General features: G+C 34.5%; 9 protein-coding genes. 8 read left to right on the top strand and 1 reads right to left on the bottom strand.

The annotated features are described in order from the left end of the window. Positions 1-43 precede the first annotated feature (43 nt). On the bottom strand, positions 44-697 hold the full coding sequence (locus P2W75_RS13820; protein ID WP_276380897.1) for an RNA polymerase sigma factor: 654 nt from the start codon (positions 695-697) through the stop codon (positions 44-46). A 279-nt stretch (positions 698-976) separates the two neighbouring features. Here P2W75_RS13820 and P2W75_RS13815 point away from each other — a divergent pair, with 279 nt between their 5' ends. The 8 genes from P2W75_RS13815 to P2W75_RS13780 all read left to right on the top strand — a co-directional run bounded on the left by P2W75_RS13815 (position 977) and on the right by P2W75_RS13780 (position 16,800). Then, positions 977-2,128, top strand: a complete 1,152-nt coding sequence (locus tag P2W75_RS13815) for a FecR family protein (protein ID WP_276380896.1) — start codon at positions 977-979, stop codon at positions 2,126-2,128. A gap of 257 nt (positions 2,129-2,385) precedes the next feature. Then, positions 2,386-5,973, top strand: a complete 3,588-nt coding sequence (locus P2W75_RS13810; protein ID WP_276380895.1) for a SusC/RagA family TonB-linked outer membrane protein — start codon at positions 2,386-2,388, stop codon at positions 5,971-5,973. 17 nt (positions 5,974-5,990) lie between these two features. After that, positions 5,991-7,397 (top strand): RagB/SusD family nutrient uptake outer membrane protein, encoded by a 1,407-nt coding sequence (locus P2W75_RS13805; RefSeq protein WP_276380894.1) that lies wholly within the window; start codon positions 5,991-5,993, stop codon positions 7,395-7,397. Between the two features lie 65 nt (positions 7,398-7,462). Then, a complete protein-coding gene (locus tag P2W75_RS13800) occupies positions 7,463-8,665 on the top strand; it encodes a TlpA disulfide reductase family protein (RefSeq protein WP_276380893.1) in 1,203 nt (400 codons plus the stop codon). 237 nt (positions 8,666-8,902) lie between these two features. Then, entirely contained in the window at positions 8,903-10,036 is a 1,134-nt protein-coding gene (locus P2W75_RS13795; protein ID WP_276380892.1) for a TlpA disulfide reductase family protein, read from the top strand. Positions 10,037-10,120: 84 nt separating this feature from the next. Further along, positions 10,121-12,892: a pitrilysin family protein gene (locus P2W75_RS13790; RefSeq protein ID WP_276380891.1), complete on the top strand. Its 2,772-nt coding sequence runs from the start codon at positions 10,121-10,123 to the stop codon at positions 12,890-12,892. 388 nt (positions 12,893-13,280) lie between these two features. Then, a complete protein-coding gene (locus tag P2W75_RS13785) occupies positions 13,281-15,284 on the top strand; it encodes a cytochrome c biogenesis protein CcdA (RefSeq protein ID WP_276380890.1) in 2,004 nt (667 codons plus the stop codon). A gap of 13 nt (positions 15,285-15,297) precedes the next feature. Beyond that, positions 15,298-16,800: an aminotransferase class V-fold PLP-dependent enzyme gene (locus P2W75_RS13780; RefSeq protein WP_276380889.1), complete on the top strand. Its 1,503-nt coding sequence runs from the start codon at positions 15,298-15,300 to the stop codon at positions 16,798-16,800. The last annotated feature ends 218 nt before the right edge of the window (positions 16,801-17,018 follow it).

The raw sequence follows: 17,018 nt of genomic DNA, 5'->3' as shown, positions 1-17,018 counted from the left end.
ATATTTAATTCATGGATTATTTGCAGTAGAAAAGGTGTATAGCTCAATGACAAAAATGCTGTTTCACTTTTTCTCTGCTTTTTGTTTGTAAATTCATATCGGTGAAATTAAACTTCTTATTTGAAAATAAAAGAAATAAAACACTTCTTATCTTTTCTTCCAAAGTCGTACGCAAAATAGAAAAAGCTTTTGTAATCTGTGCTTCAACTGTTTTTATCGAAACATCCAAATGTTCTGCGATTTCGATATTGGTTAAACCTTCTTTTTTGCTTAAAATAAAAACCTCTTTGCATTTTGGGGGCAGGTTTTGAATTTCTTTATTCACGGCATTCAAAACTCTTTGAAATGCTTCAGAATCTTCTTCCTGAACAATTCCGTTTAAAGCATCGTAATACGATTTTTCAAGAGAAAACAAAGACTGATTTTTACGATACAAATCAATAAATTCGTTGTAAACGAGTTTGTAAAGAAAACTTTTTAAAGAATGATTTTCTTTTAATCTGGTGCGATGTTCCCAAACTTTGATAAAAACATTCTGCACAATATCTTCGGCGCTGTAAACATTCTTAACCAAGCTGTTAGCATACACACAAAGTTTATGATGATAAGTGTCGATAAGATACGTGTAAGCGGTTTCATCTCCATTTCGTAGAGACTCAATTAGAATAATATTATCGCTGTAATCATCCATTTTCATAAAAACAAATATATAAATTAATAGTTTTTGAGGTCGAAAACTGAACCGAATTTGCCCAAAACGAACCTCTTTTTGGTATTTCTATTTGAAAATTATTACAAATAAAAAATGAGAAAATGCAAATATAAATCTTTTGATTTATAATTTCTACTAAACTAGTCGAGTTTTATTGAAAGAAAAGACTTGTGAAAAATAAAAAAATCACTAAAATGAAAAAAACTTTATCAAATTGTTAGGGTTTTGTTTTTTGGCTTCGTAATAATATTAAAAATAACTAAAATGACAGTAAAAAAGTCAGAGCGACTAATTGTTAAATTTATCACAAATCAAGCTTCTCAAGAAGAAATTGAGCAGTTAACGATGTGGTTAAAAGAAGAAGAAAATCAAATTGTATTTAATGATTTTGTAAAAACCAATTATGCAATTGATACAGCTTTGAACACTTTTGATTCAACTGAAGTTAGAAAACAGCTTTCTGAGAGAATTGCAAAGGAAAATAATGTTTTTTATAAAAGAAGATTTTCATCTTATTATAAATATGCAGCGATTTTGATTGTGGCTTTGGGCGGATTTTATTTCTATAAAAATGCTTCATCAGATCAGGTAAAGAAAAATGTTATTGTTCCAAGAGTTGATGAAATTGTTTTACAATTAGGCAACGGTACATCTGAAACGATTGATATTTCTGAAGAAAAAAATATTACAGATAAAGATGGGAATATCATTGGCAAACAGGAAAAAAACAGGCTGGTTTATAATACGGCTTTTGCCAAAGGAGAATTGGTATACAACACCTTAAAAATTCCGTATGGTAAAAGATTTGAAGTACAATTATCAGATGGAACAGTGGTGCATTTAAATGCTGGAACCTCATTGCGATATCCCGTTCAATTTGTCAAAAACAAAAACAGAGAAGTATATCTTACAGGCGAGGCGTATTTTAATGTCAGCAAAGACAAAGCTCATCCATTTACTGTAAACACGCAGGAAATGAATGTTGAGGTTTTAGGAACTAAATTCAATGTAGATTCCTATAGCAATAATAGCAGTACAGATGTGGTGCTGGTGGAAGGTAAAGTTTCGCTTTATAAAGGGCAAAAAATAAATCAAAATCAGATTTATTTAACACCAGGTTTGAAAGGTTCGACCCAGAAAGGCGAGAGCGAAATTAAAACCGAACAGGTCAATACGGATTACTATACTGATTGGGTTAAAGGAAGTTTAGTGTTCAAAAATGCATCGTTTGACGATATCATTAAAAAACTCGAACGCCGCTATAATGTAACTTTCATCAATAAAAATAAAACACTTGGAAGAGAGATTTTCAATGCCCGTTTTGACAACGAACCTATCGAAGTAGTCTTAAAATATTTCAGCGACAGTTATGCTATTGATTACAATATTGACCGAGATAAAATCACTATTAAGTAGATGGTGAATTGACACGATGAATAATTAAAAATTAAAAATTAAGAATTGAGAATTAAAAATATCGGCTGATGTCGAGTGTACCAAATCTAAAATCTAAAATCAGAAATCTAAAATCAAAAAATACCTCCGCCTATGTAGCAAAAATCCAAAAATGAAAAGGATCGTTATAAAAAAACCGGAAAATGCGCCAACATTTCCCGGTAGAGTATATGCGGTCAGTTAATTAACCAACCAACATTAAAAAACATTTTAAAAGTATGAAAAAACTCTTGAACAGAATCAGGTTTGATAAGCCTTTTTTGAAATTTGATTTGAAAATGAAATTGACTACATTATTTCTGTTAACTGCATTGACTGTAATGCATGCTGGAACCACTTATTCTCAAAAAAATAAGATTTCTTTTAATGCCAGCAATATGACCGTTGGCAAAGCGATTGAAAGACTTGAATATACTACAGACTACCGATTTGTCTACAACGTAAGATCTGTTGATTTGAACCGAATAATCGACGTAAATGCATACGAAACTTCAATCGAAGTTATTTTGAGCAAAATTTTTAATGATACCAGTACTGATTTTAAAGTATCTGGAAACCATATTATTCTGACGCCAAGAAAAATCTCTGCAGAAAAACCCGAAGAGAAAAAACCTGTGGCAGATTTTATCGTAAAAGGTAGAGTAACAGATGAAAAAGGAATGCCTTTGGTAGGAGCAGCAGTTGCTGACAACGGTTCTGGAAGAGGTGTAAATACCGATTTTAACGGTGAATATCAGATTATTGCAGTAAGCAGCGAAACTACTTTAGCTTTTTCTTATTTAGGATACGTAAGACAAGAAATAAAGGTGGAAGGAAGAAGCGTTATTAATGTTGTTTTAAAAGAAGACGTGCAGGAATTGGAAGGCTTAGTCTTAAAAACAGGTTATCAGGATATTACAGAAGAAAAAGCAACAGGATCTTTTTCTAGTTTAAAAGCAAAAGATTTTCAAGAACAGCGTTTAAATAGTTTAGATAAAATTTTAGAAGGACGTATTGTTGGATATCAAGATGGAAGAATTCGTGGAACCACCTCTATGAATGGTGTAACAGCACCTTTATATGTTATTGATGGTTTTCCTGTTGAAAATACAAGATTAACTCCGTACAATACTATCGAAGAAAGTCTTCCTAATCTTAACTTAGAAGATATTGAAACAATTACGGTTTTAAAAGATGCCGCGGCTTCGTCTATTTATGGTGCCCGCGCCGCAAATGGAGTGGTAGTCATTACAACCAAAAAAGCAAAAGCAGGAAAAACAAATATTTCTTTTTCAAGCAATTTAACGATAACGCCGTATCGAAATTACACCGGAAATCTTACGGATTCGGCTGATATCATTGGTTTAGAAAGAGGATGGGCAGAAGGAAATCCGAATTTGAAAACGGCTAATGCCTCAACTTATGCACAATCTTTACTAAATAATGCAGTATATACAAGTTTAGGAATGCAGACTATTTTAAATGGTTATGCAGGAAAAACTTCAATGGCAGAAATGAACAGTCGTTTAGATCAACTTGGTTCGCAAGGGTATAAGTATTTTGATGATATTGCTAAATACGCAAAACGCGACCAGTATTTTATGCAGCACAATCTTAGTTTAGGTAAAGCAACTGGAACTAATGCTTTTAATGCATCGATTACTTACAAAGACAATCAGCTTGAAGACAGATATTCTGAAAATCAGTCGGTAGGAATTAATTTGAAAAACTCAACACAAATTAACAGCTGGCTGTCTCTGGATTTAGGAACTTATACCAATTTTGGAAAAGGAGATACACAGAGCTACTTTGCTTCAAATCCTACTTTTACGACAGGACCAGGCTATAAATATCAACCATACAATCAGCTGGTAAATAACGACGGAACCAACTTTGTTTCTACAGCAGCATCTCGCTACAATAATTTCACGCTTAATTCTATGCAGACTTATGGTCTTTATAACATGGATATCACGCCAATGGATGAATTTAAAAGAAATCTTATTGAAAGCAAGAACTTCCTAAATAGAACCTTCGCCAAGTTTAATGTTAAATTTAGTAACGCCTTTACTTATAATGCCATGTTTCAGTACGAATTTGGTTCAGATCGTGCTAGTCAATTATTTGATAGAGACTCGTATTATGTAAGAAGCAAAGTAAATGGTATGGTCACAATTGCTAATAATAAAGCTGTTTACAATTTGCCTTATGGAGATATCATTAAAGAAACAAATCAGTATTCTAACGCTTATAATTTCCGTCAGCAGTTAAATTTCAATCAGACTTTTGCAGAGAAACATGACTTTTCTGCAATTGCAGGTATGGAAATTCGTCATTCTAAACAAGAATATAACGATAACACCCGCTATGGTTATGATGCACAGACTTTAGGTTTTGCTCCAATAAATCAAGCCGATTTACTAAAAGTATATGGAACAATTTTTAGCGGCTACATGTCACAAAACGAATTTTCATTAGAAAAAGAATTGCAAAACCGTTATGTTTCAGTTTATGGTACCGGAGGTTATACTTATGACAGAAGATATTCTCTTTCTGGAAGTGTTCGCTGGGATCGTTCAAACCTTTGGGGAACCGACAGCAAATACCAAAATAAACCAACTTGGTCTGCAGGAGCAGGATGGAACATCGATAAAGAATCATTTTTTGATGTTGCTTGGGTAGATGGTATTAAACTTCGTGCTTCTTATGGTATTGGCGGAAATATAGCCAAAGATTCTGCGCCGTATTTAACAGCGTATTACAATTCTAATTCAAATGTAGGAGGTAATCAAGGAACGGTAAGTAAAAGACCAAATCCAGAATTATCTTGGGAAAAAACAACTACTACAGACATTGGTTTAGATTTTTCATTCTTCAAAAGCAGATTAAGCGGAACTGTCGATTTGTATAATAAAAAAGGAGAGGATTTATTAGCAAACACACAAGGAATTCCAACAGAAGGCTGGGGATATTCTACTTACACCATAAACAATGGTGAAATGACCAACAAAGGTGTCGAAGTGAGTTTAAGAGGAACTATTGTCAAAACACCTTCATTCTCTTGGGATGCCTCGGTTTTGTATGCTTACAACAAAAACGAAGTAGATTATGTAAATGTAGAAGCACCTGTTTATTACCTGCAGCTGGATTATTCGCAAGCGTTTCCTAGAATAGGAAAAAGTTATAACACCATTTATGGTTACAAATGGGCAGGACTAAGTAATACAGGAGTTCCTCAAGTTTATGATGCATCAGGAACAGCAGTAAAATACAATCCAGGACAAATAAATGCTATTAAAGATTTTGGTTCTACAGTTCCAATGCATAGCGGTTCTTTCCATACTTCTGCCAATTATAAAAACTTTTCGCTTTCAGCACTTTTCATTTACGAGTTAGGACATAAAGTTAGAAATACCTTTCTGCCTATGTTAAATAATAATTACAACGGTGCAATGGGAGGTTATGTTACAGATATTACAGTAGTAAACAATCATATTGCCGATAGATGGATGAAACCTGGAGACGAAGCCTTTACAAATGTGCCAAGAGCGGTTTATGAATATGAACCAGAATTTAATTCAGATTCCCGTACCATTTATTCGTATGCCGATGTTAATATTTTGGATGCTTCAAATGTGAGATTAAGTAACATTTCGCTAGCGTATCAAATGCCAAGTTCAATTATTAAGAAAGTAAAATTAGACGGAGTACGTTTCAATCTCAACGCCGAAAATGTCTACACATTTGCAAAAAGTAGAGATGCCAAATACATGCTGGGCGGTTTTATATCTCCAAGCTTTGTTTTTGGTGTAAATGTTAATTTCTAATTTATAATAACTAGACGATGAAAAATATATATAAAAAAATAGCGTGTTTATTAGCTTTAGGATTAACTTTTGCTTCTTGCGAAAATTATTTAGACGATGTCCCTAAAGGATTTAAATCACCTACGACATTAGCAGATTATGAAGCGTTTTTGCGTGACGAATACACCAATCATAGAGTTGACATTACAGGAGCTTCGCAACTATTAAACGACCAATATGTAACTATTGCCACTTTATCAAGTAATAGATTATATAATGCACTTTATTTGTGGGATGAAAATGCAGACCGAATTGCATTGAAAGTCTCAGATGAAACAACGTACTATTCAGGTTACGCCGGGATTTCGACTTTTAATTTAATTATAGAAAATGCATTAAATACCACTAAAGCGACTGAAGCAGAAAAAAGAGTAGTTTGGGCAGAAGCAAAAATATTGCGCGCCATGAACTATTTTAATCTCGTTAATTTTTATGCCGATACGTATGTGGCTTCAACAGCTTCAACAAAACTATCAGTTCCTTTAATTACAAGTGCCAATATTAATGCACCAAGTAAGCAGGTCACAATTCAGGAAATGTATGATTTTATACTAAATGATGTTAAAGAAGCTTTACCTTATTTGTTGAAAGTTTCACAAACTCCTTTACACCCAAATTTAGGTGCAGGTTACGCATTTTATTCAAGAGTTTATCTTCAAATGAATAACTACACAGAAGCTTTAAAATATGCCGATTTAGCCTTGGCAGAAAACAATAAATTGTACGACTGGATTGGATATTACAATACCAATAAAGCCATAATTGATGTACCAAATTCGTATACGACCACAACATCGCCAATGGGCTACAATTATGTAGAAAACTATACGTATCGTCATGGTACTTTTAATAGTTTAACAACAGAAAACAGTATTCCGATAGAGCGTGCACAACGTTTTGAAGCTGGAGATGCCCGTTTTATTTCTCGTTGGAAAATATATACTGTTGGAGCAGAAACCTATTACAGAAGAACCCTATCGGGAGCTTTCAACTTTGGTGGAATCACAACTGTTGAGGTTTATCTAATTAAAGCCGAATGTCTGGCTCGAGCAGGACAAATTAGCGAGGCATTAGCTGTTTTAAATACAGTTCGCAAAACTCGTATTCTTCCTTCATATTATCAAGACATTGCAACTACTGATAAAACAACTGCTTTAAACGCTATTTACAGAACAAAAAGGAATGAACTTATTAACACGCTGATTCCTTTTGCAGATGCACGTCGTTTAAATGCAGAAGGCATTTATAAAGTAAGTTTTACCAAAACGGTAAACGGAACTGCTTACACATTAAAATCAGATTCTCATTTATGGACGATGCCATTTCCACAAGGGGCAATAAAGAACCCAGGAAACGGAACAATCACACAAAATGTAGCTAAATAATAACTAAAAAGCTTCCTGATTAGAAACACCGAAAGGGAAGCTTTTCTAAAAATATCAATCAAAAAATGAACGTCATTCAAAATAAAATAGTAGGATTTTGCCTTTGTTTGTTTATGGTTTCTATAAACGTTCAGGCACAAAAGAAACAAAGCGCTTCAACAGCGGCTTCTTCATATACAATTGAAGGAAACATCACTGGTTTAGCCGACGGAACAACTGTAAAACTAATTCCAGGAGCAACACATTCTTCTGAACTGCCAGTTGCTGAAACGACATTAAAAGAGGGTAAATTTTCTTTCTCGGGAAAATTAAATGAACCTCGTTTTTTTTATGTTGTCTTTGGTAAAAGCAAAGGAAATATTTCTGTAATGGTCGAAAATTCAAAAATAAAAATAACAGCGGCTGGTACAGTTTCAGATCAGGAAAGTGAACGAATAACATTTAAAGACGTAACAATTACAGGTTCAAAATCACATGATTATTATAAAAAAGAAACTGCTTTTAAAGAAGATCTAGACAAAGATTACAAAGACTATCATGTTGGAATAGATGAATTGAGCAGCAAAGTAGGCAAAGCCAGAAAAGAAGGAAATAAAAAAAACTTAGACTCAATTTACAATACAGAACAATGGAAAGTATTTGAAGCAAAAGAAAAAGCATTTTTTACTAAAGTAGAAAAAACAACATTGGCTCTTATTGCAAAACATAAAGAAACATGGTGGGGACCATTTTTTATGATGACCAACTTCACCTATTTTACCCCGGATCAAAAACCATTGTACGATCAGTTTTCTGAAACGGCAAAGAAAAGTTACTACGGACAAATTTTAGATAAAGATTTGAATCCGAAATCCCTAATCGGAACAAGCATTGCCAATTTTACTTTAAAAGACAAAGACGGAAAATCATATGCCGCAAAAGACATTACAGCTGGGAAAAAATATATTTTGGTTGATTTCTGGGCTTCTTGGTGCGGTCCATGCCGAAAAGAAATTCCAAATCTTAAAACAGCATACTCAGCTTATTCAGAAAAAGGATTTGAAATTTTAAGTATTTCAATTGATAAAGACGAAAAAGCGTGGCAGAAAGCATTAGGCCAAGAAAACATGCAGTGGCATAACCTTTTAGATGATGATAAAGTAAGTAAAGCGTTTAACGTAAAAGCAATTCCAGCAACCTATTTAGTTGATAATAATGGTGTAATTATCAGCGATAATTTAAGAGGTGCAGAATTGGAAGCGAAACTGAAAGAACTTATGAAATCTTAGATTTTTAGTGTTCAGTGACAATATTAAACCAAACCTGACTTTAAAATTTTAAACACATAGAAACATACTTTTTTTATGTGGTGGAAATAAAAAAGAGCTAAAGAGAGAAATTTATTTCTCACACATAGAAAAGCTATGTTTTTTAAAATAAGTGAAACGCCTTTTTTAAAGCTTGCATAATCTATGATTCTATGTGTTAAAAAAAACATCGCAATCTAACAACAAAAAAAATATAACATGAAAAGTACCATTTTAAAATCCAGCCTATTCGCATTAACAATTGCAGCGGCATTTACTTCGTGTGAAAAGAAAGAAGGATATACTATCAACGGGAAAATTGCAGGATTAGATAAAGGAATCGTTTATCTAGAATATGCAGACGAAAAAGGCGATAAAAAAATTATTGATTCAGCCGAGGTAAAAGAAGGAACCTTTACTCTTAACGGAAAAACGGGCGAACCTTTATTCCATACGCTAAAAATTAAGGGGCAGGAATATGGAGCATATTTCCTTTTAGACAATGAAGACATTACAATCGAAGCAAAAAAAGATTCTGTTTTTAAAGCGAAAGTAACTGGAGCTACTCAAAACGGATTCTACAAATCATATTACGATAACGAATTCAAAAAAATACAAGCCATCGCGGGTCCGATTTACAAATTATCTGATTCGCTGACACAATCTGGAAAAGTAAAATTAACTCCAGAACAGCAAACCATGATGGATAAAAAATGGAAAGATCTTGGCGCTTTCGCGGATGATCTAACAGATAAATTCATCAGAAAAAACAAAGACAATTTAGGAGGAGCATTAGTAATTGAAGACCGAATTGTATCTTACGGAACTCCAGAAAAAGTAAAAGAATATTACGGAATTTTATCTCCAGAAATTCAGAAATCATTTTACGGAAAAAAATTAAAAGCCTCAATCGATCTGAACGAAAAAACAGCAATTGGCGTTGCAGCGCCTGAATTTTCTCAGACTGACATAAACGGAAAAGTAGTAAAACTATCCGATTATAAAGGGAAATATGTTTTAGTGGATTTCTGGGCAAGCTGGTGCGGTCCATGCCGAAAAGAAAATCCAAACGTAGTCGTGGCTTATAAAACGTATCATGACAAAGGATTTGATGTTTTAGGAGTTTCTCTAGACGACAAAAAGAAACTTTGGGAAAAAGCAATCGAAAAAGATGGTTTAACCTGGACACATGTTTCTGATTTAAAAGGATGGCAGAATGAAGCAGCTCTTTTATACTGTGTAAAAATGGTTCCAACCAACTACTTAATTGGACCTGATGGAAAAATCGTAGCTAAAAACCTTAGAGAAGCGGAATTGCAATCTAAATTAAAAGAAATTTTCAGCAAATCATAAATTTAGTATTCAGTTACAGTCACAGTTTCCAGTTAAACTGAGACTGAAAACTGCGACTGCGACTAAAAAAAAATCTTTCAAAAAATGAAAAAATACATCTTTCTGGGCTATTGCTCATTAGCTTTCTGCGCCTTAATGTCAGCGCAAGAAAAACCAGTTAACTTTAAGAAAATAAAGGAATTAGGCGGAATCGAGGAATATTTGTATCAGCCAAACGGCATGAATGTTTTGCTGCTGCAGGACAACGCTTCGCCGGTTGCAACGGTGCAGATTGTTTATAGAGTAGGTTCTAAACATGAAGTATTAGGAAACACAGGATCAACACACCTTTTGGAACATTTAATGTTTAAAGGAACTCCCACTTTCAATAAGAAAAATGGAAACACCATTACTGATGTTTTACAAAATACAGGAGCGCAGTTAAATGCCACAACTTGGTACGATCGTACAAATTATTTTGAAACACTGCCAAGTGATAAAATCGAACTGGCACTTCAAATCGAAGCCGATAGAATGCGTAATTCTTTATTATTAAAAGAAGATAAAGAGGCAGAAATGACGGTTGTAAGAAATGAGTTTGAAAGAGGCGAAAACAATCCGAACAGTTTATTAGATAAAGAAATCTGGGCTTCGGCTTATATTGCGCATCCGTATCATCATTCTACAATAGGCTGGAAATCGGATATTGAAAACGCGCCGATTGAAGTTTTAAAGAATTTTTACAATACTTATTACTGGCCAGACAATGCGACTTTAACCATAATTGGCGATTTCAAAAAAGACAATGTTTTTGAATTAATAGAAAAGTATTTCGGGAAGATTACAAAAGCGCCAAACGTTATGCCTCAGCCTTATACAGAAGAGCCTCAGCAATATGGCGCACGTAAAATTATCGTGAAAAAACCAGGAGAACTGGGTGTTGTAAGCAAAGCCTATAAAATTCCAGGTGCTTTACATGAAGACCTTCCAGCATTGAACATTTTGGCTCAGATTATTGGTGTTGGCCCTTCAGCAATTTTAAATAAAACTTTCGTAGACACCCGTTTAGGAATTTATTCGTATGCCAGTGCAACAAACTTTAAAGAAGTTGGGCTTTTTACAATTGGCGTTGGTTTTCCAGCATCTTCCAAACACGAAGACATAGATGCTAAAATCAGCGAAGTTGTAGCTAAAATTCAGAAAGAAGGCGTAACACAGGACGAAGTAAATAGAGTTGTGGCCAAAATTAGTGCGCAGACTATTTTAGCACGTGATGGTTCTGGCGTAATTGCATCGGCATTAAATGAATCGATTGCGGCTGGCGACTGGACAGATTACATTACAGGAGTTGACCGATTGAAAAAAGTTACTCCAGCAGATGTTTTGCGCGTAGCAAATAAATATCTGGTTGAAGACCAGAGCACAACAGGATATTTTATTCCGAAACAAACTGGTTCTCAAAATAATGATTCAGCGAAAGCGAATAATTACAGACCAGAAAATGGTCCGTTTTATTACAGACATTCAGAAGAAGCACATATTCACGAAGAAGCACCATCTGCTTCATCTTTAGTAAAAAACGCAGCAACAGCAGTAATTTCTCCAGAAACTTTAAGCGGTAAATCGGCTTCGGCTTTTAAAAGAGAAAAAGTAGTAGGAATTGATGTGGTTTCGGTAAAAACTTCTGCAAAAGATTTCGTAACCGTTGCAGCAAGCATTTCGCTGGGAAATTATGCAAGCGAAACTAAAAATGACATTATTCCGGCGTTAACGGCAGCAATGCTGTCAAAAGGAACAACATTAAATGATAAATTCAAATTTTCAGAAAAACTGCAAAAATTAGGTGTAAACATAAACGTAAATGCCTCAACCTTTAAAATCAATATCGGATTTAAATGTTTGAAAAAAGACTTAGATCAGGTAATTACTTTATTGGCAGAAGAATTGAGAAATCCGTTGTTTGATGCCAAAGAATTTGAAAACTTAAAACAACAGTTTATTGGAAATACACAGCAGGATTTGAACGATCCGGGCGAAAGAGGAAGCATTGCATTATCTCAGGCGATTTATCCGAAAGGAAACCCAAGTTACAGTTTGAGCGTAGAAGACAATATTGCGAATATCAAAAATGCAGCTTTAGAGGAAGTAAAAGCTTTCCACAAAAAATATTTTGGAACAGCATCTATGCGTTTGGTAATTGTGGGCGACACTGATGGAGCTGATTTAAATGCTTCTCTAAAAAAATCATTCAAAAATTGGAATGGCGGTGTTACAGAAAAATTAAAATTTGAAGAAGCCTCAAAAGCAGCAGCAAAAACAGAAGTAATAACGATTCCAGAAAAACCAAGCGCAGAATTGTACATTGGGCAGTTTACCGGCTTAAAAAGAGCTGACGCCGATTACATTCCGTTTTATATTGGAAATTACACTTTAGGAGCAGGTTTCGCAGGACGTTTAATGCAGACTGTCCGCGATAATGATGGTTTAACCTATAGTATTTCTTCTGGTTTAGGAGGAAATATCGAAACCGGAGGCTATTGGTTTGTAAATGCTTCTTTCAACCCAAATTTATTCCAAAAAGGTCTGGATGCCACAATGTTTCAGGTGGATAAATGGGTAAAAAACGGAATCACAGCTGAGGAATTAGAAAACAAGAAAACCAACTTAATCGGAAGTTTTAAAGTAGGAATGTCAACCACAAACGGAATGGCAAGAACGATTTTAAGTTTTATCGAAAGAGGTTTAGAGCCAAGTTATATCGACCAGTACCCGAAAGATATCGAAAAAGCAACTTTACAGCAGGTAAACGATGCGATTAAGAAATACATTCAATTGGATAAAATGATCATCATTAAAGCAGGTTCGCTTGATAAATAGTTTGCAGTCGCAGTCGCAGTTTTCAGATTTGAAAATTCAACTTTAATTCAAAAATTAAACACATAGAAACATAGGTTTTAATTTCCAAAAAATAATAAAAAGATCGAAAAGAGAAATTCATTTCTCACACATAGCCAGCTATGTTATTTAAACAAATGAAATGCCTTTTTATAGATAAAGAAAACTATGATTCTATGTGTTAAAAAATTCAGCGTATAGACTGCAAACAGTGACTGTGACTGAAAACTGTAGCTGAAAACTTAATTTTAATAGTCGTCTTTCATTATTTCATTTTAGAATCTGAATTAGTAAGCCCATTTTCTGTGAAAGACCAAAAGAGCTGTTTTTGCCGACAGCTCTTTTTTTCCAAAAATCTAATCAAAAAACAATGAGAAATACCATAATTGCATTCCTGTTATTGATCTCAGTTTCCATGTTCGGACAAATGTATAATCCGGTAAAATGGTCAACCACTGTAGAGAAAATTTCAGAAAGAGAATATATTTTAAAAGCTCAGGCGAAAATACAATCGGGCTGGCATTTATACGGACAATATATTGAAGAAGGCGGACCTTCGCCAACAGCTTTTTCGTTCAATAATCAGCCGAAAAAATTCGAATTAATTGGAAAAACAACCGAAGACAAAGGACACGAAACAGTCGATAAAATCTTCGATATGAAAATCAAATATTTTGAAGATAAAGCACTTTTTACCCAAAAAATCAAATTTACTTCAAACGAGATTGCAAACATTTCTGCAGCTGTAGATTTTATGGTTTGCGACGACAGCAATTGTTTGCCGCCATCTACAGAAGAATTGATTTTTAAAATTCCGAATGAGAAAAAAGCCGCTCCTGCGGAAGAAACTCCAATTGTAAAAACAGATTCTGTAACACCAGAAAAAACGGTTATTCAACCTGGTGAGAAAACTTCAGAAACAGCGTCTCATTTACCAAAGAAAACCGAATCGAGAGGATTACTGACGATTTTTATTGTAGCATTTTTATCTGGATTTGCAGCATTGTTAACGCCTTGCGTTTTTCCAATGATTCCGATGACGGTAAGTTATTTTACAAAACAGAGTAAAACCAAAGCGGCAGGAATTAGAAACGCCATGATTTACGGAATTTCTATCGTAATTATTTATGTTTTGTTGGGCTCAATTGTAACGGCAGTTTTTGGTGCAGACTCGCTCAATGCACTCTCAACCAACGTTTGGTTCAACTTGATTTTCTTTGTTTTATTGGTTGTTTTTGCCTGTTCGTTTTTAGGAGCTTTCGAAATTGTATTGCCAAGTTCGTTAGCCAACAAAGTCGATTCGCAAGCAGATAGAGGAGGATTGATTGGAATTTTCTTTATGGCTTTGGCTTTAGCCATTGTATCATTTTCTTGTACAGGACCAATCGTAGGAACTTTATTGGTGGAAGCGGCTTCAAAGGGCGGAATAGCTCCAATTGTTGGAATGTTAGGATTTTCGATTGCTATTGCATTACCATTTTCATTATTTGCGGCTTTTCCAGGCTGGTTAAATGCGTTGCCAAAATCAGGCGGATGGCTGAATACCGTAAAAGTAGTTTTAGGGTTTTTAGAATTGGCTCTCGCTTTCAAATTTTTATCAAATGCCGATTTAGTTCTGCAATTGCATTGGCTGGAAAGAGAAATTTTCCTTGCTATTTGGATTGCCGTTTTCGGAATGCTGGCTTTTTATTTATTCGGGAAAATTACGCTTCCGCATGATTCGCCTTTAAACCATATTTCAGTAGGAAGATTAAGTTTCGGACTGATCGTTTTAACTTTTACTATTTATTTAATTCCAGGTCTTTGGGGCGCACCTCTTAAATTAATCAGCGGATTTCCTCCGCCCATGCACTACAGCGAATCTCCAAACGGACTTGGAGTTTCGGGTAATTCTGAATTAAAAATTACAGGTTCGCTGCCAGAAGGTGCAGAACACGGTCCGCAGAACATTATCACTTTCCATGATTATGATAAAGGAATAGAATATGCGAAAAAAGTTGGAAAACCAGTCCTATTAGATTTCACAGGATATGCCTGCGTAAACTGCCGAAAAATGGAAGAATTAGTTTGGTCAGATCCAAAAGTTCTAGGCGTTTTGAATAATGATGTCGTTTTAATTTCATTGTATGTTGATGATAAAAAAGAACTGCCTGAAAGCGAACAATATGTTTCTGAAACGACTGGCAAAAAAATCAAAACCATTGGAAACAAATGGAGTGATTTACAAATTAAAACGTATAAAGCTAATGCACAGCCATTTTATGTAATTGTAGATCATAAAAGTAATTCTTTAACAGAAACTTCAGCCTATAATCCTGATATAGAAGAATATTACAATTGGCTGCAGGGTGGAATTAAAAATTTTAAAAAGTAAAATGCTTTAGCAAATGAATGAAATGGATACTATTTTGAAAACAATACCCAGCGAACTCGAAAATTACTTTTCTGAATTCAGAGAAAATACAATTGGATTCAATCATAGTTTCGAATCGATTTACGGACCACAAAAAGTTCTATATGCAGATTGGATTGCCAGCGGAAGATTATATGTTCCTATCGAGGATATTATGCTTCGAAAAATAGGTCCTATGATTGCCAATACGCATTCGTTTTCCAGCCAGACTGGAAAAGCTTCAACGTATGCATATCAATATGCTAGAGAATTGATTAAGAAACATATAAATGCATCCGAAGCAGACTGTCTTGTTGCAGCCGGAACTGGAATGACAGCTGCCTTAAACAAATTACAGCGTATTATGGGACTACGTTCCAAAGACAACATTTACAATGTAAAATTGAATTTTGATGATGAAAGACCAGTAGTTTTTATTACACACATGGAACATCATTCTAATCAGGTTCCTTGGTACGAAACTATTGCTGATGTGGTCGTTTTACCTTGCGGAAAAGACAATCTAGTCGATCCAGAAATATTGGCACAAGAAATTAAAAAATACGAGAACAGAACGCTTAAAATAGGTTCCTTTACAGCTTGTTCGAACGTTACAGGAATTATTACACCGTATTATGAATTGGCTAAAATAATGCATCAAAATGGCGGTTATTGTTTTGTCGATTTTGCAGCTTCGGCACCATATGTTTCAATCGATATGCATCCAGAAAATCCCGAAGAACAATTGGATGCGATTTTCTTTTCGCCTCATAAATTTCTGGGCGGACCTGGAACATGCGGGATTTTAGTTTTCAATGAAAAACTATACAAGTCTCATTTTCCGGATAATCCAGGCGGAGGAAATGTAAAATGTACCAATCCGTGGGGCGGCTATCATTACAGTGATGCGATTGAGGTTAAAGAAGACGGTGGAACTCCGGGATTTCTGCAGGTTATGCGTACTGCTTTGTGTCTGGAACTAAAAAATAAAATGAATGTTCAAAAAATGAAAAACAGAGAAAAAGAACTGTTGGATCTTTGTTTTGCTGAACTGCAAAAAATAAAAGGATTGACAATTCTGGGTGATTTAAAAACAGAAAGAATTGGCTGTGTTTCGTTTACCGTAGAGAATATTCACTATAATTTGATCGTAAGATTATTAAATGACCGTTTCGGAATTCAGGTGCGAGGCGGTTGGTCGTGTGCAAGTACATATGCTCATTATCTGTTGAATATTGATGAAGAAAAATCAAAAGAAATCACCAGTGGAATCCTTGAGAAAAATTTAACCGATAAACCCGGCTGGGTAAGAGTTTCACTTCATCCAACAATGAAAAATGAAGAACTTTTATTTATCTGTAAAGCTGTTGAACAAATCATTGTAAACATTGAAGAGTGGCAGGAAGACTATCAATACAACCCTGTAACAAATGAATTTAATCATCTTACATTAAGAGAAACTATTGAAGATGATGTAAAAGGTTGGTTTTCAATATAAAAAAAACTATACCGTGTTCAGGTTAAAAACTGCAAATAAAAGTCTTTATAATTTCTCTGTGTAAGCGAATGCGTTTCTTGGATTGCGATCGCTTGCGCAGAGATTATGTGTTTTGAAAATCGACGCGAGTTTAATTTTTACTAGATTTTAATTATCAATATTTTGTTTCTTCAAACGTAAATATTTTTATGACTGTGCAGTAATATTATACTGTAGGC

The sequence above is a fragment of the Flavobacterium sp. H4147 genome (genome assembly GCF_029360735.1).
Taxonomy (GTDB): Bacteria; Bacteroidota; Bacteroidia; order Flavobacteriales; family Flavobacteriaceae; genus Flavobacterium; species Flavobacterium endoglycinae.
This window is presented reverse-complemented; position numbering and strand designations above follow the sequence as displayed.